Below are 24,009 nucleotides of genomic sequence, written 5' to 3'. Positions count from 1 at the left end.
CGCGGCTCACTTGGCTGCGGGCTGGGCCTTCGAGGTCAACGTGATCTTCCCGCTCGCGATATCGGCGGCCAGCGCGGTGATCTCGCTCTTCAGCTCGGCGGGTACGACGGCGTCGAACTCGTGGTACGGGGCCAGGCTGACGCCCTTGTTGGCCAGCGTGCCGACATAGGCCTGGTTGCTGAACTGCTGGTGGAAGGCGTCGGTGATCGCCTTCTGCACCGCGACGTCCATCGCCTTCTCGACGCTGGTGAGCAGCGACGAGCAGTACTCGGCGGCGCTGACGCAGCCGTCGGTGTCGACCCAGATCGCAAGGACCTTGCCGCCCGAGGAATGCGCGGCTTCCAGCGCGCCCAGCCCCGCCGGACCGGCCACCGGCAGCACGATGTCGGCGCCCTGGCTGATCAGATCGTTGGCCTTGGTCTTGCCGATGTTCTTGTCCTGGAAGTCGTTGGTGATCACGCCCTGCTGCGTGGCCTCGTCCCAGCCGAGCAACTGCACCTGCTTGTTCTTCACCTTGTTGTAGTGCGCGATGCCCTCGGCGAAGCCGTCCATGAAGATCGCCACGGTGGGGATGTTGATGCCGCCGAACGTGCCGACCTTGCCGGTCTTGGTCTGCGCCGCGGCCAGATAGCCGGCCAGGAAAGACGGTTGGGCGGAGTTGAAGGTCAGCCCCTGCAGGTTCGGCAGCGGCGGGTTCTTCTGCGTATCGGTGTAGGCGTAGTCCACGATCGCGAAGTCGATGTCCGGATTGGCCTTCGCGGCGGCGTAGGTCGCGTCGCCCTGTTTGAAGCCGATGGTGACGATGATGTTGCACTTCTGCCGGACCATCGTGTTGATGTTGGTCGGGTAGTCGTTGTCGGACTTGGATTCCAGCTGAGCCTTCGAGATGCCGAGCGCGGCGACGGCGTCGGTGACGCCCTTGAAGGAGGTCTGGTTGAACGACTTGTCGTCGAACTTGCCGGAGTCCGAGACCATGCACGCCTTGAAGTCCTTGGCGCCCGGTTCACCGGCTTTGTCCTGTTCAGCGGGCGGACTACCGCACGCCGCGACGGTCAGCACGAGCACACCGGCGGCGGTGAGGGTGCGTAGCAACCTGCCCATTTTTGCCTCCTGAAACGCGATACCCCGCAACCCAACTCACCGATCCTGCCGAGGACTGCAGTGGTGGGAGGAGTTTAGGCCGCGAAACCGATCTTGGCGCGGTTTCGCCGACCTTCGCGGCGGCAGCGCCCCGCGCGGCTACCCGGTCGCCGCGGCGGTGCGCAGCACCAGGACGGTGATCTCGCTGGGGGCGAAGACGCGCAGCTGCGGACCCCAGAATCCGGTGCCGCGACTGGTGTAGAGCTGGGTGTTCGCGCCGTGCCTGCTGAGGCCGGCCACCACCGGCTGATCGAGCCGGACCAGGTAGTGGAACGGCCAGATCTGACCGCCGTGGGTGTGGCCGGAGATCTGCAGATCGATCCCGGCCGCCGCGGTGTCGGTGATCTGCTTGGGCTGATGGGCGAGCAGCACCACCGGCACCGACCGGTCCGCGCCGGCCAGTGCGGTGCGCAGATCGGGGCCGTGACCGGGCAGGCCGACACCGGTCGGATCGTCGATGCCCGCGATCACCAGCCGGTCACCGCCGCGGGTCACCGTCTCGTGCTGGTTGTGCAGCGGCTGCCAGCCGATCGAGGTCATGTGCTCGAGCCAGCCCTGCGCGTCGCCGAAGTACTCGTGATTGCCGGTGATGTAGAACCGGCCCAGCGGCGCGTCGACCTTGCCGAGCGGATCGACCTGCGGGTGCCGCTTCGCCACCGATCCGTCCGCGAGATCCCCCGCATGGCAGGCGATATCGGGTCGCTGCGCGTTGACGACGTCGACCACTTTTTCCGACCAGCGCAGCCGGTCGAGCGCGGCGAAATGGGTGTCGGTGACGACCACGAGGCGCAATCCGTCGAGCCCGGCACCGAGACCGCGAATCGGCACCTCGACCGTGCGCACCCGCGGCACCCGCCGCGCCTCGAACACGCCCCACGCCACCAGCGCGGTCGCGATCACGAACACGCCGGCCGCGACGACGCGCGAGCGCGCCGGATCGGACATCCCGCCGGCCGCCAGCGCCAGACCCGCGACATTGCCGAGCACCGACCAGCTGAACACCACCCACATGACGCCGAGCAGGGTGTCGCCCACGATCGACGCGGCATCCGACTGCGCGGGGCCGTGCCCGAGGAACATCGCCGCGGGCAGCACCGCGAAACCGAGCGCGAACAGCGCGGTGCCCAGCCAGAACAGCGGCCCCGCGCCCGTGGTCGGCGCGGCGACCAGCGTCCACCAGGGCAGCAGGAACAGCACTGCGGGGATCGCCAGGAACAGGGCGACGCGGGGCACGTACTTCACAGAGACCATCCTCGGGGGCGCGGTTGCGCACGGTCCCTCCGCCCGGCGCGGGCTCCGTCGAGATTACCCGGCGCGGACGGTGCGTTCGACGCGCGTTCGTCCACAGCAGAATTCGCGCGGCGAGCAGGGCCGGGGTCAGGGACGGGTCAGCCGTGCGCCCCATCTGGTCGCGACGGTGTCACCGGGGGCCAGCCGGATCAGCCGGTCGCCGCTCTGAAAGGCGTTGGGCGGACACGTCATCGGCTCCGCGGCCAGGCCGGTCCGCCGCCGCGGTGCGGGCAGCGTGTCGCCGGTGAACAGCTGGATCACCGGGTAGGAGTCGTCGACCCACAGCTCGGCGACCGCCCCGTCGGCGCCCTGCAATCGAACCCAGGCGCAGCCGTTCTCGTCCCGGATCAGATCGGTGAACGGGTGGTCGATCGCCACGCTGCCGAGCGGCTGCGGAGTGGCGAAATCGAACGCGGTGCCGCGGACAGGTTCGGTGCCGACGGGCAATTGCCGGTCCGGGTCGCTGACGATTCGGGTCCCGGCCTCGAAGCGCAATGTCGCCGCGTCGATCGGGCCGGTGCCCGGCGAGAGGTAGGGGTGGTGGCCGCAGCCGTACGGCGCGGGCGTGTCCCCCAGATTGCTCGCCGTGGTGGTCACCGTCAGGCCCTGGTCGGACAGCGCGTAGCGGATGGCGACTTCGAGCTGGAACGGGTAGCCCTTGCTCGGGTGCAAGGTGGCGCGCATGGTGACTTCGTCCTGCTCGTGCTCGGTCGCGCGCCACGGCCGCCAGCGCAGCAGCCCGTGGATGGCGTTCTGTTTGCCGGGTTCGGACAGGGCGAGCTGGTGGTCGACGCCGTCGAACCGGTACCTGCCGTCGGCCAGCCGATTCGGCCAGGGGATCAGCGCGGCACCGCGGCCGCCGTCCGACATCGCCGTGACGGCATAGGGCTCGAGCACATCGCGGTCACCGACGCGGTACTCCCTGATCCCGCCGCCGACCTCGACGATCACCGCCCGTTGCTCCCCGTGGCCGATAGAGAACTGCTGTCCGGACGGTGGCGGAGTCATGGGGAGGACGGTACCGCTCGGCCCCGTGGCCGCCCGCACCTGGTCGGTTGTTCAGTAGGGCGCGGTGTTCGGGAATGCCCATCGCACAACGAAGTTCGGTGCCACGCCCGACGCGCGCCGACCCGGTCAGGGGATGCGGGCGACCGCGCTGAGCATGGAGACCGCCTCGGCTCGCGGGTGCGGCCGATACTCCTCGGGCCGCCACGCGGTCACCGACGCGATGCCCGGCGGGACGAGTTCGAGGTCGGTGAAGAAGCGGGCGAACTCCTCGCTGGTGCGCAACCGGAACGGGACACCGCTGCGCTTGTTGGCGGCGTTGTTCTCAGCGAGTTCGTCGGGGGAGAGGTGGTCGCTGGTCGCGTGCGACATCACCAGGTAACTACCGGAGGGCAGTGCGTCGCACAGCTTGCGGACCAGTTCGTAGGGGCCGTCGTCGTCGGTCAGAAAGTGCATGATGGCCACCAGCATCAAGGCCACCGGCTGCTCCAGGTCCAGCACCCGGAGCAGGTCCGGGTGGCCGAGGATGCGGTCGGGGTCGCGGATGTCGGCGTCGAGGTAGGCGGTCGCGCCCTCCGGCGAGCTGTTCAACAGCGCGCGGGCGTGCACCAGCACGATCGGGTCGTTGTCCACGTAGACGATGCGCGACTCGGGCGCGATGCCCTGAGCGATCTCGTGCACATTGCCCGCCGTGGGCAGGCCGGCGCCGATGTCGAGGAACTGGCGCACGCCGGTATCGGCCAGGTAACCGACGGCGCGGCGCAGGAAGTTGCGGTTCTCCAGCGCGGCCAGCCGGATGGTGGGAAAAGCCTGCGCGACCATATCGGCGGACTCCCGGTCGGCGGGGAAATTGTCCTTGCCGCCGAGCCAGTAATCGTACCGGCGCGCCGGGTGCGGCTTCGAGACGTCGATTCTCGCCGCTGACGATTCCGAGTCCACAACGCCCTCAATTCATCTCGACTATGGTCATCATGTCAGCTCGAGTTGCGAACCAGTAGCGAGGGTGACGTCGCGCCGCCCCGGGAGGGTCCATCATGCCACTGCACTACAGCCCGTACGACTTCGCCGTGCACGAGGACCCGTACCCGGCCTATGCCAGGCTGCGCGCCGAGGCCCCGGTCTACCGGAACGAGACCGACGACTTCTGGGCGCTCTCGCGGCATGCGGATATTCTTGCCGCGCTACGGGATTCGGACCGTTTCTCGAGCGCCAACGGCTCGATTCGGATGGAGCCGGCGTTCTGGGGGCCGCAGGCCGAGCAGATGTTCTCCTTCGTCGCGATGGACCCGCCGCGGCACACCCGCATGCGCGGACTCGTGGTGCGGGCGTTCACCCAGCGCCGGGTGCAGGCGCTGGAACCGCGGTTGCGGGAGATCGCTCGTGGACTGCTGGAGCCCCTGCTCGAGCGCGGCGAATTCGATCTGATGACCGAATTCGCCGGCCCCTATCCGACGGACGTGGTCTCCGAACTGGTCGGTGTGCCCGAGCGCGACCGCGAGATGATCCGCAAGCTCGGCATGGAGATCATGTACTCCGACGAGGAGTCGACCGACCTGCGGCCCGAGGCGATCCAGGCGATCGGCGCCCTCATCGGCTACTACACCGAGCTGACCATCGAGCGCAGCAAGGATCGGCGCGACGATCTGCTCTCCGGGCTGCTCGACGCGGCCGATGGCACCGACCGGCTCACCCCGGAAGAGATCGTGGGCGTGCTGATCCTGCTGGTCGGCGCGGGCATCGAGACCACCATGCTCACCCTCGGCAACCTCTGGCATGCCGCCTGGCGGCATCCGGACCAGCGGCGCAAGGCCTTCGACGGGCGCATCGACGACTGGATCGCCGAGGGCATGCGATACGACCCGGCCACCCAGACCGCGCTGCGCACCGCGACCGAGGAGTTCGAGTTGCACGGGACGACGGTGCCCGCGGGTGCGCGGATGCTGCTGCTGACCGGGTCGGCCAACCGGGATCCCGCGGTCTTCGCCGAGCCGGACGTGTTCGACCTGGACCGCGACACCGGTGCTGCCCTGGTGTTCGGCAGCGGCAGGCATCACTGCCTCGGCGCCAACCTCGGACAACTCGAGCTGCGCGTCGCGCTGACCGAGATCGTCGGCAAGATCGCGGAGTACGAGATCGACCCGGACGGTGTGCGCCGCATCCACGCGTCGAACAACCGCGGTTTCGCGGCCCTGCCCACCACGGTCACGGCGCGCTGACCAGCGCGTTCGGTGGGCTGGCCGGGGCGGTCGGCGGGCAGCCGAGGCGCGGTCGCCCGCTATTCAACAATCAAGCGACCGGTTTGGTATTGGGATATCCGACGCATATTCGCCCACGGTGCATGCCCTCAATTCTCGGGGCCACTGTTCGCCGGCGGCCGCGACTTCCGGCCGGAACCTGTTGTGGCACAACGTATCAACGGGAAAGTGTCACTACTTCCAGGCGGTAGCGAGTACCGTCTTTTGTTATTGCGGGGCCGTAGGGGGGCTGCTAGTCTCGTGTCGAAGCGAAAATATGCTCGGGGGTGCGTCAAACAACGTCGAACTCGCGTTGTTGGCGACTGAAATCAGCAATTTTCTGGGGGAGACGCATGTCTATCACATGTGCGACGAATCTGCTCAATTCTACTACTGAAGTGCACCTTTGCCGCCGGATCGGACGCGACTCATGAGTGCACTCGAACAATACTGCATCGACGAGTTCGATGCGAAAACAGACCGGGTAGGATTTCCGGCTGAACCGTCCTATCCGCGATTGTTGGGCGTGGCGACCGCAACGCCGTCCACCCGCTACAGCCAACGCGAACTGGTCGAGCTGCTGAATATATCCGACCCCAAAATCAGGGGCATATTTCTCAATGGCGGAATCGAAACCCGGCACCTGGTGTTGCCGCCCCGCGACACCGACGGCAATTACCGGGTCGAAACGCAGGGTGAGCTGCTCGCCAAACACCGCAGGGAAGGCGTGCACGCGGCCGCTCAGGCGATCCGGTCCTGTCTGCGCGAGCTGGGCCGGGACGTGCGCGATATCGGCTACCTGGTGGCCGTCACCACCACCGGCTTCCTGACGCCGGGCTTCAGCGCGCTGCTGATCAATGAGCTGGGGCTCTCGGCGCATACCGCGCGCCTCGATGTCGTCGGCATGGGCTGCAATGCCGGTTTGAACGGGGTGACCGCCGCGGCCTCGTGGTCGGCGGCCCATCCGGGCGAGCTGGCGATGCTGGCCTGCTCGGAAACGTGTTCGGCGGCCTATGTTTTCGACGGAACACTGCGTACCGCGGTGGTGAACAGCCTGTTCGGCGACGGTGCGGCGGCGTTGGCGATCGGCACGGATCTCGCGCCCGAATCGTTCGCGCCGGCCGCCGAGCGCGCACCCGCGCTGCTGGCCCAGCGCAGCTACATGATCACGCACGCGGTCGGCGCCATGCGCTACGACTGGGACGAGGACGCGGGCAAGTTCAGCTTCTACCTGGACAAGGAAGTCCCGTACGAGGTCGGCGCGCACGTGGAGATCGTCGTCGACCGCCTGCTCCTCGAGAACGGACTGCGGCGCAAGGACATCGCGCACTGGATCGTGCACGCCGGCGGCAAGAAGGTCATCGACGCTGTGAAAATCAATCTCGGGCTCACCGGGCACGATGTGCGGCACACCGTCAGTGTCATGCGCGATTACGGAAATCTTTCCAGCGGGTCGTTTTTGTTTTCCTATCAGCGACTGCTCGCCGAGCGGGTGGTCCGTCCCGGCGACTACGGGATATTGATGACCATGGGGCCCGGTTCGCAGATCGAAACCGCATTGCTCAGATTCTGATCCTCTTCACTTTCGAAACCTACCTAGACAAGGCATGTCGATGAACAGTTCAACTGTCGAATCGAACGGCGCCGAGCAGGGAAATGGCGACGTTCATGTCATCACCGCGGTGATTTCCGCGGACCGCCCGTTGTCCGCCGATCTGGTGGCCTCGGTGACGGCGGTCGCACGCCGGGCCGAGGACACGACACCGGAATTACGCCAGTGTGTCGTTCTATATATCGACGGGGCCCGGTCGGACGAATATTTCGCCTGGCCCGGCGATGTCGCCGTCGCCGACGTCGGCAAATGGGAGAGCGCGCTGCGCCGCCTGGAGCAGGTGCCCGCGCCGATCATCGCCGTGGTGAGCGGTGCGGCCTACGGTCCGGCGGCCGAATTGCTGCTGGTCGCCGACTACCGGATCGTGCGCGCGGGCGCCACCTTCGGCCTGGCCCGCACCGGCGCCGGCGTCTGGCCCGCGATGGCGCTCTATCGGCTCGCCGGACAGGCGGGCCTGGGCCGTGCCAGGGAGCTGGCGATCCACGGGCGGACGCTGTCCGCCGAGGTGGCGCGCGAACACGGGCTGGTCGATCAGGTGATCACCGAGGGCGGCGAGGCCGCCGCGATCACGGCGGCCGTCGCGCTGTTCGGTGCCTCGGTCGGCGCCGAACTCGCGATCCGCCGCCGCCTGCTGCTGGACGCCGCGACCACGCGATTCGAGGATGCGCTCGGCGCCCACCTCGCGGCCTCCGATCGGATGCTGCGCCGGGAACGGGCCGCGTCGTGACGGCGGCCCACCTCGTGCGCACGGACGTCGCGCTCGACCGCGACCGAGCCGCATTGCGCACGGCGGCAACAGAACACGCGGCCTTCCTCGGTTCGCTCGGGCCGGTGCCGCGGCGCGGCGAGCTCGACGCGGCGCGCGCGGCCGAATCCCACCGCGCCGTGCGCACACTGCGCCGTAGGTTCCTGCGCGCGCATGTGGGCGAGGTGTACGCCGCGGCGACCGACGACCTGCGGCTCCCGCTGCGGCTGGCCGAACTCGCCGCCGTGGCCGGGGAGCTGTTTCCCGGCCTGCTGCCCGATGCCGGGCAACTCGCCGCCGAAGCCGGGACGCCGCAGGCGGCCAAGGAGGGCTGGGAGATCGACCAAGGTGTCTTCTTCCACGCCGTCTTCGCCGATCCCGTGGCGGGCAACCATCTGCTGGACGCGATGCGCGCCCCGACGCCGCGCGCGCTCGGCCTGCTGGCCGAGTACGAGGCGACCGGGCTGATCACACTGCCCGCGGTCGAGTTGCGGCGCACCGGTGCCACCGCGACGCTGACCATCACCAACGGCCACTGCCTCAACGCCGAGGACAACCAGCACGTCGCGGACATGGAGTGCGCGGTCGATCTGGTCCTGCTGGACCCGCGTTCCCGGGTCGGTGTGGTGCGCGGCGGCGTGATGGATCATCCGCGTTACCGCGGTCGCCGGGTGTTCAGCGCGGGCATCGACCTGACGCAGCTGCACGCGGGGCGGATCTCGTTCATCGATTTCCTCCTCGGCCGCGAAACCGGTTATATCGCAAAGATTCTGCGCGGGATGACCCGGGACGAGCGGCATTGGCTGTCCGGTCCGGCGACCAAGCCGTGGATCGCCGCGGTCGACTCGTTCGCGATCGGCGGCGGTGCGCAACTGCTGCTGGTCTTCGATCGGGTGATCGCGGCGGCCGACAGTTTCGTCAGCCTGCCCGCCGCGCAGGAGGGCATCATTCCGGGGGCGGGCAACCTGCGCCTGGGGCGCGCGACGAACTTCCGGCTCTCCCGCGAGGTGATCCTGTGGGGGCGCAGGATCGCGGCGACCGATCCCGATGCCCGCCTGGTGCTGGACACGGTGGTCGAACCCGACGCGATGGACGACGAAATCGACCGGGCCGCAGCTCAACTCGCCGCGCCGGCGGTTGTCGCGAACAAGCACATGCTGGTCTGCGCGGAGGAACCACAGGACGTGTTCCGGCGCTACCTGTCGGAATTCGCGCTGCATCAGGCGTTGCGTTGCTACGGCGCCGACGTGCTGACCAAGGTGAGCCGATTTTCCGCGGGGGTGCGCCGATGACGCTGTCCGTCGAGACCTTGACGACGGTGGACTACCGCAAGCGCGGCCGCGTCGCCACCGTGGAGCTCGACCGGCCCGAGGTGCTCAACGCGATGAATCTGCGGATGCATCACGAGCTCGGGCAGGTCTGGGACGATATCGAGGCCGACCCGGCGATCTGGGTGGTAGTGCTCGGCGGCAAAGGGGGACGGGCGTTTTCGGTCGGGCAGGATCTGAAGGAGCTGGCCGGCCGGATCGACGCGGGCACGGCGCACTCGTCGTTCGGTAGTGCGGGCAAGCCGGGATTCCCCCGGCTGACCGAGCGGTTCGACTTCGCCAAACCGGTGATCGCCAAGGTGTCCGGCTACGCGCTGGGCGGTGGTTTCGAACTCGCACTGGCCTGCGACCTCATCGTCGCCGCCGACGACGCCGAATTCGGGCTTCCCGAAGCCAAACTCGGGCTGATCCCGGGGGCCGGCGGGGTGTTCCGGCTGCCGCGGCAGGCGCCGTACCGGGTGGCGCTGGGGTATCTGCTGACCGGGCGGCGGTTGTCCGCCGCCCGGGCCGCCGCACTCGGCCTGGTCAACGAGGTGGTCCCGGCCGCCGAACTGGACGCCTGCGTCGATCGCTGGGTCGCCGATGTGCTGGCCTGTGCGCCGCTGTCGGTGCGCGCGATCAAACAGGCCGCCGCGGCCGGGGCGGCCGAGCCGCTGCCGGACGCATTCGTGGCCGATTACCCGTGGGAAACCCGGCGGGCGAACTCGGCCGACGCACAGGAGGGACCCCGGGCCTTCGTGGCGAAACGCGCCCCGAACTGGACCGGGCAATGAAGGAATGACAATGGATTCACCTGGTAAGAAGCTGGGACGCGACATCATCTTCGACTATCTGCGCGACGCGGGTATCGAATACGCCTTCGGCGTGCCGGGCACCCACGAGATCCCGCTGATCGACGGCACCACCATCCCGGAGAACGGAGTGTCCTACATTCCGTGCCTGCACGAGAACATCGCGCTCGGCGCCGCCATGGGCTACGCCCGGATGTCGGGGCGGCCGGGCGCGGCCATCGTGCACGTCACGCCGGGCACCGCCAACATCATCGGAAACCTGTTCAACGCTTACCGTTCCAACATCCCGCTGATCGTGTTCTGCGGCCAGCAGCACAGCGATCTGCTGGTGCAGGAGCCGATCCTGGCCTCGGACCTGGTGCGGACCGCGGGCCAGTACACCAAGTGGGCCCACGAGATCCGCAACGTCGACGAGATCCCGATCGTCATGCAGCGCGCGTTCAAAGAGGTGCTGGTGCCGCCGTTCCAGCCGGTGTTCATCTCGATACCGTGGAACTTCCTGATCGAGACGCCCGCGCTGCAGGAGACGGGCCGGGCCACCCGGATCGCGCACGCGGTGATCGGCGATCCCGCCGGCGTCGCGGCAGCGGCGGAAACCCTTGCCCGCGCGCGGAATCCGGTGCTGCTGGTGGGAGACGGTGTCGGCGAGGCGGCGGCCTGGCCGGAGATCGAGGAGCTGGCGACGCTGCTCGGTGCGGCGGTCTATTCGACGAATCAATCGAGCAGACTGAACTATCCGAACGATCTGCCGCACTGGCAGGGCGAGCTGCTGCCCACCCAGGAGGGTGTGCACATGCAGCTGGGCGACTTCGACACAGTCTTCCAGATCGGGGTGAACACCCAGGCGCAGATACTCGTCTTCCGCTGGGAGAACGGGCCGATCATTCCGGCGCACCTCACCCAGGTCACGCTGCACAACGACGCGTGGGAGATCGGCAAGAACTACTACTCGGAGGTCGGGGTCCTCGGTGACATCGCGATGACGTTGCCGCGGATCATCGACGGCATCGCCACCCACCCGGACTTCGACTGGTCCGCGGCGGAGGCGAGAAACTTTCGGGTGCAACAGCTTTCCACCGGACGCGACGAAGGGTTCGCGGCCCTGACGGATCTTTTCGCGCACGCCGACGTGGACGCGCGGATTCCCGATATCCAGGTGCCGATGGCCATCGCCGAGGTGCAGGAGACGCTCAGCAAGCCGATCACCGTCATCAACGAGGCGTTCTCGATCCTGGCCGCGGTGCAGAAGACGATCCGGTACGACGTGCCCGACGCCTACTTCTGCACCACGGGCGGTTCGCTGGGCTTCTCTTTGCCTGCGTCGCTGGGTATTTCGCTCGCGCTGGGCAAGGAGCGGCTGGTCGTGAACATCGTCGGCGACGGGTCCGCGCTGTTCCACACCAATGCCTGGTGGACCACGCGCAAGTTCGATCTGCCGGTGCTGTACCTGGTGCTGAACAATCACGAGTACAAGACGCTGATGACCGGCGTCGGCGCGATCGAAGAGATCTACGGCTGGGAGCCCGCCAACGAACCCTGGTATCTGCGGCTGGGGCAGCCCAATCAGGACTTCGCGGCGATCGCGGCGACCTTCGATATCGACGGCGAGGTCGTCACCGAGGGTTGCAAGCTGCGCGACGCCATCGAGCGCGGTTTCAAGGTGATCGAGGGCGGTGCGCCCTACGTGATCGACATCCGCGTCGATCCCGCGTCCGGGCCGCCCGCGCCCACGGTGGACATGTTCATGGCCGAGAAGCCGGGCGTGGACGCCGAACTGGTGCAACGCCTGCAGGCGCTCGGCCCGCCCTGATCCGGCCGCGCAACACCCTGGGGCGGCGGCCGCCGCCCCGCCAGTGCACGAAAGAGGGGGAACTCATGACCGACGAAAGTGCGGGTTTGTCGTTGAATCGGCGCACGGTACTGGGCGGCGCGGTGCTCGCCGCGGTCGGTGCCGCGAGCATCGGCGGCTTCCTGTTCAGCGAAAACAGCATCGGCCCTTGGCGTTTGACGGCCCGGCGCATCGCCGACCGGCTGCAGGAGGCGGCGGGCGGGAACTTCTCCGGCCGCCGCCGCAACCACGCCAAGGGGGTGGCCGTCGCAGGGTATTTCGAGAGCAATGGCAACGGCGTCGAAATGTGCCAGGCGTCGGTGTTCCGCGCCGGCCGGTATCGCCTCGACGGCCGGTTCTCCCTGGCGGGCGGAAATCCGCATGCGCCGGACGATCTCGCTACGCCGCGCGGACTCGGCCTGCGGCTGTTCCTGCCGAACGGGGAGCAGTGGCGGATGGCCCTGGTGAACGTCCCGGTGTTCCTCGACGCGACCCCGGACGATTTCTACACGCGGACACTGGCTTTCGCGCCCGATCCGGCGACCGGCAAGCCGGACCCGGAGCGGATGCGCCGACATCTGGCCACCCATCCGAAAACCGCGGCCGCCCTGGCGCTCATCGAGCAGGGGCCGCACGCCCCGAGCTTCGCCAGTTCGACCTACTACGGCCTCAACGCCTTCGAGTGCACCGATGCCGAAGGCCGGTCAGTGCCCGTGCGCTGGCAGTTCGAACCGGAGGCGAGCCCGGCGCCGCCGGATCGGCCGGGCGCGGACCAGCTGTTCGACGCGCTCGTCGCCGATCTGCGGCGCGGCCCGTTGCGCTGGAAACTGCGCCTGGTCATCGGGATTCGTGGCCAGGACCCGACCGACGACGCGACGAAACCGTGGCCCGCCGATCGGCCCGCCGTGGAGGTCGGCACGCTGGTGCTCGACGCGGTGCGCACCGAAGCCGCCGACAATGTGCAGGACGTCAATTTCGATCCGCTCGTGCTACCCGACGGCATCGCGGCGTCCGACGATCCGCTGCTGCCCGCGCGGTCCGCCGTCTACGCCGAATCGTTCCGGCGGCGGGCGGGCGAGCCGCGGGCCGCGGGTGCGATCCAGGTGGTGCGGGCATGATGACCACACTCGGCGAAACCCGCACCGAGCAGCTCGGCCGATTCGGGGTCACGGCGCGAATCCTGCACTGGCTGATGGCGATCCTGATCGTCGCGATGATTTTCCTCGGCGGCGCGCTGGTCGGCTCGCTCGGCCACTACCGGCTGCTGCTGGAGGTGCACAAGTCCCTCGGGTTCGCGATCCTGGTGCTGGCCGTGCTGCGCATCGGAAATCGGCTGTGGCACCGGCCGCCCCCACCGCCGCTCGGCCTCAGCAAGCCCGAGCGGCTGATCGCCACCGGCTCCGAGATCCTCATGTACGCACTGTTCCTGGCCCAGCCGATCATCGGCTGGGCCCTGGTTTCGGCCTCGGGGATACCGATTCGGATCTTCGGCGGGCTGCGCGTCCCGGCGATCGTGCCCACCGACGCGGGGCTGTACGCGACGCTGCGCACGGTGCACGGCCTCCTGGCCTATCTGCTGCTCGCGGCCTTCACCGCGCACATCTGCGCGGTGCTGTTCCACGCGTTGCTGTTGCGGGACAAGCTGCTTCGGCGGATGACCTTCGGCTCGCGCCGTTAGGGCCTAGCCGATGAACTCCGCCGTGGTCGCGGGCGACCGCACCCGAAGCCTGCCGACCGCGGGACTGCTGATCGGCATCGTGCTGATCGGCGCGAACCTGCGGGCCGCGCTCACCGGCGTCGGCGCGTTGCTGCCCACCATCGAACGCGAGACGGGGCTGTCCAGTGCGGGCAGCGGGGTGCTCGGTGCGTTGCCGTTGCTGATCTTCGCCGCCGTCTCACCTGTGGTCGCCCGGATGGCGAGCCGCGGGTCCGCACAGATACTGCTGTTCGCCCTGCTCGGGCTCATCGCGGGTGTGCTGCTGCGTTCCGCGGCCGGCCTGTGGTGCCTGTTCGCGGGCACCGCGATCCTGGCGGTGGCCATCACCTTCGGCAACGTCCTGTTGCCGTCGGTGCTGCGCGCGACCCTGCCCGAGCGCCGGATCGGCTGGGCGACAGGCGCTTACGTGACCGCGATGACCTTGGCCGCGGCAGTGTCGTCCGGTGTGTCGGTGCCGCTGTCCGAGCACTTGCCCGGCGGCTGGCGCAGCGCGCTGGCATGCTGGGCGGTGCTCGCGGTCACCGCGCTGCTGGTCTGGTCGGGGCAGCAGCGACGACAGGTGCGGGCACCGGCCGCCACGGCGCCCGCGGGCATGCCGTGGCGGTCCGGTCTCGCCTGGCAGGTCAGCGTGTTCATGGGCCTGCAGTCGCTGGGCTTCTACGCGATCATCGCCTGGCTGCCGAGCATCGTGCACGATAACGGCATGTCCGAGCGGGCGGCGGGCGTGCTGCTGTTCGCCTTTCAGCTGCTCGGCCTGCTCGCCGTCAACCTGCTGCCGTGGCTCGAGCGGTGGCTCGGCGACCAGCGGCTGCTCGCCGCGGGCGCCTCCGCGCTCAACGCGATCGGGTTCCTGCTGCTCGCGCTCGCACCGCGCTATGCGCTGGTTTCGGTGCTGCTGATCGGACTCGGCGCGGGCGTATGCCTGGTGCTGGCCATGACCTTCCAGAGCAGGCGGGCCCGCGACGCCGCGCAGGCGGCCGCCCTCGCGGGGATGGCACAGACGGTCGGCTTCGCGGTCGCCGCGGCCGGCCCGTTGCTGCTCGGTTTGCTGCACACGTTGACCGCGGGCTGGGCGCTCGCGCTGCTGACGCTGACCGCCGCGACGCTCGCGCAGGCGGTGGTCGGCTGGGGCGCGGGACGTGACCTCCGGCTGTGAGCGCCGGCCCGGCCCGTTGAGCGGACCGGGCCGGTATACCCGCGACGGCTCGCACCGATATCCGGAGCGGAGAGGAGGGCACGCATGACTCGCTATTGGCCCATGACCCGCGAAACGCTCACGATCGGTTCGCCGTTCGGCCCACGGGACGGCGGATTCCATTCCGGTCAGGACTTCCCGGCGCCCGACGGGACACCGATCCATGCCTGTGCCGGCGGCACGGTGCTCCACCTCGGGGCCGCCGCGGGCTACGGACAGTGGATCGTCATCGACCATCCGGCCGCGCAAGGCGGCGGTGTCACCGAATACGGGCATATGTGGGATGCCCGCGCGACCGGGCTGTCGGTCGGGGACCGGGTCGAGGCGGGCCGGCTGATCGGTTACGTCGGCAGCAATGGCCAATCCAGTGGTCCGCACCTGCATCTCAGCGTGATGCCGTACGGCTACGACCCGGGCGCCAAGATCGATCCGCTCGACTGGCTCGCCGCCGCGCGCTTCCCGGGTGGGTTCCTGTCCTCGCTCAGCGACCCGGAACAACGGGAGCTGCTCGACCGGACCCGGGAGGTCTGGACCCAGTTGCTGGGGCCCGCCGGGCAGGGCTGGCCGCAGCTCGGGCGGCACGCGAACGGCGCGAATCGCACCGTGGTGGACGCGCTCGCCGCGATACAGCCCGCCAAACACCCGGGTTGACCGCGCTGCCCGCGGCGGGCATGGTGAGCCGATGGGCAGTGCAGAGGTCCGCGCGGGGATCGCGCTGACCAACCTCGACAAGCCGCTGTTCGACGGCGCCGAGGCGACCAAGCGCGATCTGGTCGACTATCTGGCGGCCGTCGGCGAGCGAATGGTGCGCCAGCTGCGCGACCGGCCGCTGTCGGTGATCCGGGTGCGGCCGGGGCAGGAGCCGTTCATGCAGAAGAACCTGCCCAAATACACCCCGGAGTGGATGCACCGGGTGACGATGTGGGCCGAGAGTTCCCGTCGTGAGGTCACGTACGCGCTCGCCGACGAGGTCCGCACGCTGGTGTGGTTCGGCAACCAGCGGGCGATCGAATACCACACGACGCTGCTGCTCGCCGACCACGGTAAAGGCCCGACGCACCTCGTGCTCGATATCGATCCGGCGCCGGAGCAGCCGTTCGGGCAGGCGGTGCGCGCCGCGCAGCTGATCCGCACGGCGCTCGGCAACGACGGGCTCGACGGCGCGGTGAAAACCAGTGGCGCCAAAGGGGTGCACGTGTTCGTCCCGCTGGTGCCCGGGCTCGCCATCGACGACGTCGCGGCCGCGACCCGGGCGATCGCCGCCCGGGCGGAGCGGATCGATCCGGAGCTGGCGACCACCGCGTTCATCCGGGAGGACCGGGGCGGTCGCGTGTTCCTCGACTCCACCCGCGCGGGCGGTGCGACCGTCGTCGCCGCCTACAGCCCGCGCATCCGGCCGGGCACGACGGTGTCGTTTCCGGTGGCGTGGTCGGATCTCGACCAGGTCACCCCACGTGATTTCACCGTGCGCAACGCGGTGGCACAGCTCGGCGGCCGCGACCCGTGGGCCACCGAAATGCCCGCCCCGCAACCCCTGCCCGCCGACCTCGTCGCCGAAGGCCACACCATCCCGATCGCCCGCGTACAAGCCATGCACGAGGGCAAACGCCGCGCCCGCGCCCGCCGCGCAAATTCCACCCCGGACGCGTAACGCGCCGCGGTAATTCATCCGCGCGCCCGCGCGGGTTATTCGTATTTCCTTGTAATACTGGCTGGTCGGTTGTGTCGGCTACCGGAATGGAAGGGATTCGGGACTGTGCCATCAGGTAATGCCAGGGGGATGTCCGGGCGTTTTGTGGAGGGGGTTGTGCTGCTGGGTGCCGGGGTGCTCGGGCTCGGTGTGCTGACCGGTGTCGCGCCCGTCGCGCGTGCTGTGACCTGCGAGTCGGTGGCGGATCGCAGCGCGTATGACGGTGCGTGGAAAGGGGGCGAGAACAATACGCTGGTCGGTGGATTCGGGGGGCTGATCAATTTCGTGGAAACGAAGTACACCCGGGCGGGTGCGGAACCTGTGGTTTACCTTGGGCAATTCGTGGTCGACGCGAAGAATGTGCTGACCAGCTGGAGCGGCACCCAGTTGATCGGTGACGGCAGCACGGTGCATGCGGCCATTTCCGGGCTGACGTGTGACGGCACCGGAAAACCGAGCAGTTTCACGGCGGACGTGGTGCGCATCGGTACCGACAAAAAGAAGACCGAGCTGGGTACCTTCACGATGAAGAAGGTCGCGCTGGGCTCGACCGGCTCCTAGCCACGGTGCTCAGATCGTCAGCGGCAGCATCGGCAGCGCTGCCTCGCCGAGATCGGCCGGGGGCGCGGGCATGAGCTGGAGGTCGCGCTCCTCGGTCCACGCGTAGTGGCGCAGTGTATTGAACTGGGCGACGAAATGGTCGCGCCAGGCCTGGGCGCCGAAATTGAGCGCCGTATTCACCTGGAGCCACCCGCTGGTGCTGAAATTGACCGAGCCCTCCCAGCATTGCGGACCGGCGGGGGTGTCCACCACCAGGCCTTTGGTGTGGCAGATGTATTTGCGTCCGCTGGTGCTCGTACCGATGGTGACCTCGATACCGGCGGCGACCAGCTGCCGCACGATGGGCTGCTGCGTGTGTCCCGCGGACTGGGTGTGATCGAGATAGAGGTGCAGCGGCACGCCCCGCCGGTGCGCGGCGATCAAGTTGTCGGCGGCGTCGGTGAGGGTGAATCCGTAGGCGATCAGCCAGGTTTCACCCGGCCCGGCGACCAGTTCCAGGAACCGGCGTTCGGCCTCGGCGTGGTCACCGGGCATTAGGTAGCACGTCATCGGACCATCGATCACGAAGGGCATGCCGGTACCGTACCGGCGCGGTCTCCGGCGCGCCTGGAGGCGGACTCGCGTCGGCCGCTAGCTTTCCTCGCCCACCGCGACCCGCACGAAACCGCCCGCGCCGGCGAGCAGCGAACGGGCCGCGTCCGCGTCGACACCGGCCAGGCGCATGACGATCGCGGTCTTCGGGTGGCCGCCCGCGTCGTCGAGCAGGGCGGCGGCGGTGGCGAGGTCGGCGCCGGTGGCGTCGGCGACGATCCGGCACGCGCGGTCGACCAGTTTGGCGTTGGTCGGCCGCACGTCCACCATGAGGTTGCCGTACACCTTGCCGGAGCGCACCATGGTCGCGGTCGAGAGCATGTTGCAGACCATCTTCTGTGCGGTACCCGCCTTCAGCCGGGTTGATCCGGTCAAAACCTCTGGGCCCGTTTCGATTTCGATGCCGATATCGGCGTACGCGCTGAGTTCGGCCCGGCGGTTGCAGGAGACCGCTACGGTGCCCGCGCCGACGGAGCGGGCGTATTGCAGCGCGCCGATCGCGTACGGTGTCCGGCCACTGGCCGCGAGCGCGACGACGACATCGCGCGCGGTGAGGGTGATCGCCGCCATGTCCTGCCGGCCGCGCTCCGGGTCGTCCTCCGCGCCCTCGATCGCCCGGGTGAACGCCTGCGCGCCACCGGCCATGATGCCGAGCACCTCGCCGGGATCGGTGCCGAAGGTCGGCGGGCACTCCACCGCGTCGAGCAGGCCGAGCCTGCCGCTGGTGCCCGCGCCGACGTAGACCAGCCGGCCGCCCTGCTCGCGCGCCGCGACGATCCGGTGCACGGCACGCGCGATCTGCGGCAGCGCCTGCGCCACGGCGGTGGCCACGCCCGCGTCCTCGGCGTTCATGACGCGCAGCATGTCCTCGACCGGCATGGCATCGAGTGCGGCGGTATGGGGATTGGCTTCCTCGGTGGTCAGTGCGCTGATCTCGTTCACTTCGCCTCCTCTGTCCTGCGGGTCCGCCAACTCCGGGGGTCGAGCGAAAGTCGATCTCACGGAGACTTCCGGAGCGAGCGTGGCATCCTGCGGTCCGCGACCGCGTCGTAGGTGCGGCGCAGCGCCGACGCCGCCGACGGAGTGCGTTGCAGCACACCGACATACAGCGCGTCGACGACCAGCAGCTGACTCATCCGGCTCGCCATCGCGGCGGAGCGGAAGCCGTCCTCGCGCCCGGCCACCAGCACGGTGTGCGTCGCGACCCGGGCGAGTTTGGACTGCGGGCCCGCCGTGACGGCCACCGTGGTGGCGCGCCTGCCGCGGGCATGATCCAGGGCGTCGACGATCGCGGCGGTCTCCCCGGAGTGTGAGAACGCGATGAGCACATCACCTTCCTCGAGCAGGCTGCCGAGCACCAGCGCCTCGTCCTCGGAGGTGCACGCGTCACACCACATGCCGATCCGGGCGAGTTTCTGTGCCATATCGGTCGCGACCAGACCGGACGCGCCGATGCCGATGAGTTCCACGCGGCGCGCGTGCACCAGGGCCTCGACCACCGCGAGCATGGTGGCGGGATCGGCGAGTTCGGCGGTGGCCAGCATGCCCTCGGTTTCGAAGGCGGTGAGCTTCTGCAACACCTTCGACAGCGGGTCGTCGGCGTCGATATCGGTGGCGAACACCGGCCTGCCGTCGTCCTTGGCGGTCGCCGCGAGCGCCAGGCGCAACTGCGGATAGCCCTCGTAGCCAAGGGCTTTGGCGAGCCGGACGACGGCCGAGGTGCTGGTCGCGGCGCGCTCGGCCAGCTCGCTCACGGTCAATTGCGCGGCGCCGGAGGGGTCGTCGCGAATCACCCGGGCCACCCGCAACCCGGCCGGCGTGAGTCTGGGGAGCGCCCCCAGTAATCGCGTGCGTACGTCGTCGCCCTCCGGCCCACCCGGCACGCGGCCACCGCCTTTCGTCGAATCGCTGTGTGCTGCATCGGTCATCGCGCCACCACCGTCAGCCGTTCCGGTGGGGTACCCGGTACCGCGGGAAGTACGAGCGGCGTCGCGCCCGGCGTGATCGAACCGAGCACCGCGGCGTGGCGCGCGCCGGTGCCCGCCGGATGGGTACCCGCGAGACCGTGCGCGGTCAGGAAGCCGAGTACCGCGAAGGCCGCGGCTTCCTTGGCGGCCGAGGGTAATCCGAGTTCATCGGAGGTGCGCAGCGTCGCCGGGCCCAGCCGGTCGCGCAGCATCGCCGACAGCGTCGGATTCAGCGTGCCGCCGCCGGAGACGATCACCTCGTCCGGTGCGAAGGGAGCCAGCGCGTCGGCGATGGTGTGGGCGGTCAGGGCGGTCACCGTGGCGACGATATCGTCGCCGGAGGGTGCGTGGTCCGGCAACACGCGCGTGAGGTAGGCGCTGTTGAACAGCTCTTTGCCCGTCGTCTTCGGCGCCGCCGCCCGATAGTAGGGTTCCGCGAGAAGGGCTTTCAGCAGGTGCTCGTCCACCGTGCCGCGGGCGGCGCGCAGTCCGTCGCGATCGAACAGTTCCGCGCCGCCGGTCGCCATGGCGACGGCGGCATCGATGAGCGCGTTGCCCGGCCCGGTGTCGAAGGCCACCGGGGGCTCGCCGGTGACGGTGACATTGGCGATGCCGCCGATGTTCAGCGCGGCCGCGCGTCCGGGCCGTCCGGCCAGCCACAACAGGTCGAACAGGCCCACCAGGGGAGCGCCCTGTCCACCCGCCGCGATATCACGCGGGCGGAAGTCGCTGACGACGGGCAGCCCGGTCCGTTCCGCGATCCAGGCCGGTTGCCCGAGTTGCAGCGTGCCGTGCACGACGCCCTCGTGCACCCAGTGGTACACGGTCTGGCCGTGCGAAGCGACGAGATCGGCTGTGCCGTCGAAGAATTCGTGGACCGCCGCGTCGGCCGCCGCGGCGAACTGCTGTCCGATCGCGGTGTCGAGCCGGCACACGGTCGCCATATCGATCGAGGCGGGCGGCAGTGCCGCGATCAGCTCGGACCGCAACTCGGCCGGGTAGGGGCGGCTCAGCAGCCCGGCGATCCGGACCTCGATCGTCTTGTCCCGCAGGCATATTTCCGCGGCGACCGCGTCTATCGCGTCGTGCGACGTGCCGGACATCAACCCCACGACGCGCACTAGGCCACCGCCTCGACCGGGTCTGGTTTCGGTTCGGGGGCGGGATGGAGGCGGCTGGTCAGCCCGCCGACCAGCAGCGTGACGAGCACCCCGATCGGCACCAGCCACTGTGCCGCGATGCCCTTCTCGACGGTCTTGCCCGCCACCGTGACATCGATGTGGACCGCCCGCACCACGATCGTCATCACGATCACCGTCACCACGAAGGCGATGATGGCGTCGACCTGGTTGGCCCGCGGGACGAGCCGGCCCAGCAGGAACGCCCCGAGCAGTGCGCCGTAGGTGTACCCGGCGATGGTGAGCGCGGTCAGGTAGACGTTGCCGGTGGTCGCGCTGAAGCCCATCGCGCACAGCGCCATCAGCACCGCCCACACCAGGGTCATGTAGCGGGCCAGTTTCAGCATGGACGTGTCGGAGATCTCGCGCTTGGCGAAGCTGCGGATGATGTCGGCGACCGTCGAGTTCGCCATCGAGTTCAGTGCCGAGGACAGCGATCCCATCGCGGCGCCGAGGATGCCGGCGACCAGCAGGCCGGAGATCACCACCGGCAGGCCGTGCAGGATGAAGTTGGGGTAGAGGTTGTCCGCGGTGGCGAGGCCGAGTTCCTTGGGCGTCTTGCCCTCGTTGTAGGACCACAGCAGCGCGCCGACCAGGGAGAAGGCGGCGAACTGGATGGCGACGAAGATGCCGGAGCCGATCATCGCCTTCTGGCTGTCGCGCAGCGAGCGGGTGGCCAGGATGCGTTGCACGATCAGCTGGTCGGAGCCGTGCGAGGCCATGGCGAAGATGGCGCCGCCGACGATCGCCGTCGGCATGGCGAAGGGACTGGTCAGAATGTGCGCCAGGCCGAAATCGGTGTCGAAGACCTGGAACTTGCCCGCGTGCAGCGCATCCGACCAGCCCGCGGCGCCGACGTGACCGGTGAGCACGCCGATCGCGATGATCGCGCCGGACAGGTACAGGCCCATCTGCAGCGCGTCGGTCCAGATGACCGCCTTGATCCCGCCGAGATAGGTGTAGACGACCGTCAGCAGGGTCAACGCGATGATGATCACGTCGTACCCGAGGTCGATGCCGAATTCGCTGAGCAGCAGCTTGATCGGGATGGCGGAGGCGAACAGGCGCACGCCCTCGGCGAGCAACCGGGTGAACACGAACGTCACCGACGCCACGCCCTGCAGGTAGCGGCCGAAGCGCAGCTCGAGGTACTGGTAGGCGCTGACGAATCCGCCGCGTTTGTACAGCGGGATCAGCGCGGTCGCCACGATGGTGCGGCCGATGATGTAGCCGAGCGCCAGTTCGACGTTGCCGAACGCCTGATCGGTGTACGCGCCGCCGGGTATCGAGATGACCGTGAGCACGCTGGTCTCGGTGGCCACCACCGAGAAGCACACGGTCCACCAGGGCATCCGGCCCTCGCCGACGAAGTAGTCGCTGCTGGACTTCTGCTTCCCGGACAGCCGTAGGCCGATCCACGCCACGGTGATCAGATAGACGACGATGACGGCGACGTTGAGTGCGTTCATCGCAGCTCCTAGGTGACGCGACGTGCGGATTGCAACTTAGTGTCAGCCGTGACGTGGACTCTGTCAATGATTGTCAGACGATTCGTACCACCAATTTCTCCAATACCGTAGCCGTATCACCGGCCAGCAGGGCAGCGCCGTCGATCGGGCCACCCAGCGCGGTCCGCCGATCGATGAGCGGCGCGATCTCCTGATCCAGCGGTTCGAGCAGCGCCGCACCGAGATTGACCAGCCCGCCGGTGAGCGCGTAGGGGACCGGCGGTCGCAGGCCCGAGCGCGCGATCGCCGCGCGGACGGTGCGAGCCAGCGCGCGTCCGGCCGCGGTCAGGACGGCCGCAGCAGTCTCGTCGGTGGCCGCGGCCGCGGCGACGACCGGCGCGAAGCGGGCCGCCAGCAGCGCGGGATTCTCGTGTTGGCCGAGGTGCCTGGGCAGTTCGTCGAGCGTCACGCCGTAGCTCTCGGTGGCCTTGGCGGCGAGGGCGGTGTGCGGGCCGCGACCGTCGTGCGCGCGCAGCGCCGCACGCAAACCCTCGGTGCCGATCCAGGCCCCGCCGCCTTCGTCGCCCAGCAGCGGACCCCAGCCGTCGGTCCGGATGAATCGGCCCGCCGCGTCGACCGCGGTGGCCACCGCGCCGGTGCCCGCCGCGAGCACGACGCCCGGTGCGCCGCCGAGCGCGCCGGCATGCGCGGTGACCGCGTCGGAGGTGACCGCGACGGATCGGGCGCCGGGCAGATCGGTCAGCGCGTGCGCGAGCAGCCGGGCGGCCTCCGGCGCGGCGAGTCCGCCCGCGGCGCCGACGAGCAGGGCAAAGCCGGTGGCGGGCGGCGTGATCCGGGCGACGACCGCGCGGATCGACTGCTCCGCGGCCGCGACGCCACCGGCATTGGCCAGGCCGGGCGTGCCGGATCCGGTGGCGGCGCCGATCTCGTGGCCGTCGCGGCGCAGCGAGGCGCGGCAGCCGGTCTTACCGAGATCGATCGCGAGCACAAGGTCGGTCATGCGGACCATCATGCACAGTGGCCGGTCCGCGCCCGACCCGGTACCGGCTCATCCGAAGCGCCGACGCGGACCTGCCGCGTCGGCGCTTGTCGGCGAATTACGGTGTGGAGTAACCGATCAGGGCTCCGATGCCCGCGCCGATCGGGATGGTGACCAGGGCGCCGACACCGCCGAGGAAGAACCCGATCACCGCGCCGATGCCCGCGCCGATCAGGGCGCCGATGCCCGCGTTGTACTGCTTGCGCGCGATGGTGTCGTCCGCCTGATCGACGAGCTGGGCCAGGTGCGCGCTGGTTTCCGGCGCGCTGATCGGGGTCAGTGTGACCGTGCGGCCCGCGTCGGTGAGCTCGGGCCGCAGCGCGAACGTCGCGCCGTCGGCGGTGAACGAGGTGGGTAGCGCGGCGACCACGGTGCCCGCGCTGTCGGTCAGCGTGACCGCGGCCCCGTCATGGGTCAGCGCGAACACGCCCGCGTCGACGGTGGTGCGCACCCCGCGGCCGTCGGTTGTCGTGGTGTATCCGATGCCATGATCGACGCCATACGCGCTGACCTCGGCTGATGGTGTCGAAAGCGGTTCGGCGGCGACGGTGCCCGCGGTGATTCCGGTAGCTCCTACCGCGAGAAGCGCGGTGGCAAATCCTTTGATTTTCATCGTGTTTCCCCACATG

The 24,009-nt window shown here is 69.2% G+C and carries 23 protein-coding genes; 12 read left to right on the top strand and 11 right to left on the bottom strand.

What is annotated here, in order from left to right; genetic code table 11:
* Window positions 1-6 precede the first annotated feature (6 nt).
* The 4 genes from O3I_RS33005 to O3I_RS32990 form a co-directional block, all read right to left on the bottom strand.
* Window positions 7-1,101, bottom strand: coding sequence for a BMP family lipoprotein (locus tag O3I_RS33005; protein WP_014987369.1), 1,095 nt, complete (start codon window positions 1,099-1,101; stop codon window positions 7-9).
* A 138-nt stretch (window positions 1,102-1,239) separates the two neighbouring features.
* Window positions 1,240-2,391 carry a metallophosphoesterase gene (locus O3I_RS33000; RefSeq protein WP_041563020.1) on the bottom strand — a complete coding sequence of 384 codons (1,152 nt, stop codon included), beginning with the start codon at window positions 2,389-2,391 and terminating at the stop codon, window positions 1,240-1,242.
* Window positions 2,392-2,517: 126 nt separating this feature from the next.
* Window positions 2,518-3,438, bottom strand: coding sequence for an aldose 1-epimerase family protein (locus O3I_RS32995; protein ID WP_041563019.1), 921 nt, complete (start codon window positions 3,436-3,438; stop codon window positions 2,518-2,520).
* Window positions 3,439-3,564: 126 nt separating this feature from the next.
* The gene (locus O3I_RS32990; protein ID WP_014987366.1) at window positions 3,565-4,374 is read right to left on the bottom strand and encodes an SAM-dependent methyltransferase; all 810 of its coding nucleotides are present in this window, start codon (window positions 4,372-4,374) and stop codon (window positions 3,565-3,567) included.
* Window positions 4,375-4,469: 95 nt separating this feature from the next.
* On the opposite strand from O3I_RS32990, the gene O3I_RS32985 reads away from it, so the two are divergent.
* The 12 genes from O3I_RS32985 to O3I_RS32930 all read left to right on the top strand — a co-directional run bounded on the left by O3I_RS32985 (window position 4,470) and on the right by O3I_RS32930 (window position 17,136).
* Window positions 4,470-5,651, top strand: a complete 1,182-nt coding sequence (locus tag O3I_RS32985) for a cytochrome P450 (RefSeq protein ID WP_014987365.1) — start codon at window positions 4,470-4,472, stop codon at window positions 5,649-5,651.
* A 448-nt stretch (window positions 5,652-6,099) separates the two neighbouring features.
* Window positions 6,100-7,242, top strand: coding sequence for a 3,5-dihydroxyphenylacetyl-CoA synthase DpgA (dpgA, locus tag O3I_RS32980; protein ID WP_014987364.1), 1,143 nt, complete (start codon window positions 6,100-6,102; stop codon window positions 7,240-7,242).
* Window positions 7,243-7,282: 40 nt separating this feature from the next.
* On the top strand, window positions 7,283-8,008 hold the full coding sequence (gene dpgB, locus O3I_RS32975; protein ID WP_141692129.1) for an enoyl-CoA-hydratase DpgB: 726 nt from the start codon (window positions 7,283-7,285) through the stop codon (window positions 8,006-8,008).
* Window positions 8,005-9,318, top strand: a complete 1,314-nt coding sequence (gene dpgC, locus O3I_RS32970) for a (3,5-dihydroxyphenyl)acetyl-CoA 1,2-dioxygenase DpgC (protein WP_014987362.1) — start codon at window positions 8,005-8,007, stop codon at window positions 9,316-9,318. Before dpgB ends, dpgC begins: the two co-directional genes overlap by 4 nt.
* Complete coding sequence (gene dpgD, locus O3I_RS32965; RefSeq protein ID WP_014987361.1) at window positions 9,315-10,127, top strand: enoyl-CoA-hydratase DpgD; 813 nt, start codon at window positions 9,315-9,317, stop codon at window positions 10,125-10,127. Before dpgC ends, dpgD begins: the two co-directional genes overlap by 4 nt.
* Before the next feature lie 10 nt (window positions 10,128-10,137).
* Window positions 10,138-11,955 (top strand): thiamine pyrophosphate-binding protein, encoded by a 1,818-nt coding sequence (locus O3I_RS32960; protein ID WP_014987360.1) that lies wholly within the window; start codon window positions 10,138-10,140, stop codon window positions 11,953-11,955.
* 65 nt (window positions 11,956-12,020) lie between these two features.
* On the top strand, window positions 12,021-13,091 hold the full coding sequence (locus O3I_RS32955) for a catalase family peroxidase (RefSeq protein WP_014987359.1): 1,071 nt from the start codon (window positions 12,021-12,023) through the stop codon (window positions 13,089-13,091).
* On the top strand, window positions 13,091-13,651 hold the full coding sequence (locus O3I_RS32950) for a cytochrome b (RefSeq protein WP_014987358.1): 561 nt from the start codon (window positions 13,091-13,093) through the stop codon (window positions 13,649-13,651). The genes O3I_RS32955 and O3I_RS32950 overlap by 1 nt, the downstream gene beginning before the upstream one ends.
* 10 nt (window positions 13,652-13,661) lie before the next feature.
* Window positions 13,662-14,846: an MFS transporter gene (locus O3I_RS32945; protein ID WP_014987357.1), complete on the top strand. Its 1,185-nt coding sequence runs from the start codon at window positions 13,662-13,664 to the stop codon at window positions 14,844-14,846.
* Window positions 14,847-14,930: 84 nt separating this feature from the next.
* Complete coding sequence (locus O3I_RS32940; protein WP_014987356.1) at window positions 14,931-15,536, top strand: M23 family metallopeptidase; 606 nt, start codon at window positions 14,931-14,933, stop codon at window positions 15,534-15,536.
* Window positions 15,537-15,567: 31 nt separating this feature from the next.
* A complete protein-coding gene (locus O3I_RS32935; RefSeq protein ID WP_014987355.1) occupies window positions 15,568-16,536 on the top strand; it encodes a DNA polymerase domain-containing protein in 969 nt (322 codons plus the stop codon).
* A gap of 156 nt (window positions 16,537-16,692) precedes the next feature.
* Complete coding sequence (locus O3I_RS32930; protein ID WP_014987354.1) at window positions 16,693-17,136, top strand: hypothetical protein; 444 nt, start codon at window positions 16,693-16,695, stop codon at window positions 17,134-17,136.
* Window positions 17,137-17,145: 9 nt separating this feature from the next.
* Here O3I_RS32930 and O3I_RS32925 read toward each other — a convergent pair whose 3' ends face one another.
* The 7 genes from O3I_RS32925 to O3I_RS32895 all read right to left on the bottom strand — a co-directional run bounded on the left by O3I_RS32925 (window position 17,146) and on the right by O3I_RS32895 (window position 23,993).
* Complete coding sequence (locus O3I_RS32925; RefSeq protein WP_014987353.1) at window positions 17,146-17,709, bottom strand: phospholipase D-like domain-containing protein; 564 nt, start codon at window positions 17,707-17,709, stop codon at window positions 17,146-17,148.
* A 57-nt stretch (window positions 17,710-17,766) separates the two neighbouring features.
* Window positions 17,767-18,669, bottom strand: a complete 903-nt coding sequence (gene murQ, locus O3I_RS32920; protein WP_014987352.1) for an N-acetylmuramic acid 6-phosphate etherase — start codon at window positions 18,667-18,669, stop codon at window positions 17,767-17,769.
* A 56-nt stretch (window positions 18,670-18,725) separates the two neighbouring features.
* On the bottom strand, window positions 18,726-19,655 hold the full coding sequence (locus O3I_RS32915; protein WP_014987351.1) for a MurR/RpiR family transcriptional regulator: 930 nt from the start codon (window positions 19,653-19,655) through the stop codon (window positions 18,726-18,728).
* The gene (locus tag O3I_RS32910; RefSeq protein ID WP_014987350.1) at window positions 19,652-20,815 is read right to left on the bottom strand and encodes an anhydro-N-acetylmuramic acid kinase; all 1,164 of its coding nucleotides are present in this window, start codon (window positions 20,813-20,815) and stop codon (window positions 19,652-19,654) included. The genes O3I_RS32915 and O3I_RS32910 overlap by 4 nt, the downstream gene beginning before the upstream one ends.
* Complete coding sequence (locus O3I_RS32905; protein WP_014987349.1) at window positions 20,815-22,341, bottom strand: sodium:solute symporter; 1,527 nt, start codon at window positions 22,339-22,341, stop codon at window positions 20,815-20,817. The genes O3I_RS32910 and O3I_RS32905 overlap by 1 nt, the downstream gene beginning before the upstream one ends.
* A gap of 73 nt (window positions 22,342-22,414) precedes the next feature.
* Entirely contained in the window at window positions 22,415-23,341 is a 927-nt protein-coding gene (locus O3I_RS32900; RefSeq protein WP_014987348.1) for an N-acetylglucosamine kinase, read from the bottom strand.
* A 97-nt stretch (window positions 23,342-23,438) separates the two neighbouring features.
* The gene (locus tag O3I_RS32895; protein ID WP_041564669.1) at window positions 23,439-23,993 is read right to left on the bottom strand and encodes a hypothetical protein; all 555 of its coding nucleotides are present in this window, start codon (window positions 23,991-23,993) and stop codon (window positions 23,439-23,441) included.
* Window positions 23,994-24,009: the final 16 nt, after the last annotated feature.

It is taken from the genome of Nocardia brasiliensis ATCC 700358, assembly GCF_000250675.2.
Classification (GTDB): Bacteria; Actinomycetota; Actinomycetes; order Mycobacteriales; family Mycobacteriaceae; genus Nocardia; species Nocardia brasiliensis_B.
The sequence above is the reverse complement of the archived record's forward strand: the minus strand, read 5'-3'. Positions and strand labels throughout refer to the sequence as shown.

Excerpts from the sequence above, each read along its gene's own strand:
- dpgD (WP_014987361.1), top strand. The coding sequence starts at position 9,315 with ATGACGCTGTCCGTCGAGACCTTGACGACGGTGGACTACCGCAAGCGC.
- dpgB (WP_141692129.1), top strand. The coding sequence starts at position 7,283 with ATGAACAGTTCAACTGTCGAATCGAACGGCGCCGAGCAGGGAAATGGC.
- O3I_RS32940 (WP_014987356.1), top strand. The coding sequence starts at position 14,931 with ATGACTCGCTATTGGCCCATGACCCGCGAAACGCTCACGATCGGTTCG.
- O3I_RS33005 (WP_014987369.1), bottom strand. The coding sequence starts at position 1,101 with ATGGGCAGGTTGCTACGCACCCTCACCGCCGCCGGTGTGCTCGTGCTG.
- O3I_RS32895 (WP_041564669.1), bottom strand. The coding sequence starts at position 23,993 with ATGAAAATCAAAGGATTTGCCACCGCGCTTCTCGCGGTAGGAGCTACC.
- O3I_RS32925 (WP_014987353.1), bottom strand. The coding sequence starts at position 17,709 with ATGCCCTTCGTGATCGATGGTCCGATGACGTGCTACCTAATGCCCGGT.
- O3I_RS32960 (WP_014987360.1), top strand. The coding sequence starts at position 10,138 with ATGGATTCACCTGGTAAGAAGCTGGGACGCGACATCATCTTCGACTAT.
- O3I_RS32950 (WP_014987358.1), top strand. The coding sequence starts at position 13,091 with ATGACCACACTCGGCGAAACCCGCACCGAGCAGCTCGGCCGATTCGGG.
- O3I_RS32900 (WP_014987348.1), bottom strand. The coding sequence starts at position 23,341 with ATGACCGACCTTGTGCTCGCGATCGATCTCGGTAAGACCGGCTGCCGC.
- O3I_RS32915 (WP_014987351.1), bottom strand. The coding sequence starts at position 19,655 with ATGACCGATGCAGCACACAGCGATTCGACGAAAGGCGGTGGCCGCGTG.
- O3I_RS33000 (WP_041563020.1), bottom strand. The coding sequence starts at position 2,391 with ATGGTCTCTGTGAAGTACGTGCCCCGCGTCGCCCTGTTCCTGGCGATC.
- O3I_RS32955 (WP_014987359.1), top strand. The coding sequence starts at position 12,021 with ATGACCGACGAAAGTGCGGGTTTGTCGTTGAATCGGCGCACGGTACTG.
- O3I_RS32945 (WP_014987357.1), top strand. The coding sequence starts at position 13,662 with ATGAACTCCGCCGTGGTCGCGGGCGACCGCACCCGAAGCCTGCCGACC.
- O3I_RS32985 (WP_014987365.1), top strand. The coding sequence starts at position 4,470 with ATGCCACTGCACTACAGCCCGTACGACTTCGCCGTGCACGAGGACCCG.
- O3I_RS32995 (WP_041563019.1), bottom strand. The coding sequence starts at position 3,438 with ATGACTCCGCCACCGTCCGGACAGCAGTTCTCTATCGGCCACGGGGAG.
- O3I_RS32935 (WP_014987355.1), top strand. The coding sequence starts at position 15,568 with ATGGGCAGTGCAGAGGTCCGCGCGGGGATCGCGCTGACCAACCTCGAC.
- dpgA (WP_014987364.1), top strand. The coding sequence starts at position 6,100 with ATGAGTGCACTCGAACAATACTGCATCGACGAGTTCGATGCGAAAACA.
- O3I_RS32905 (WP_014987349.1), bottom strand. The coding sequence starts at position 22,341 with ATGAACGCACTCAACGTCGCCGTCATCGTCGTCTATCTGATCACCGTG.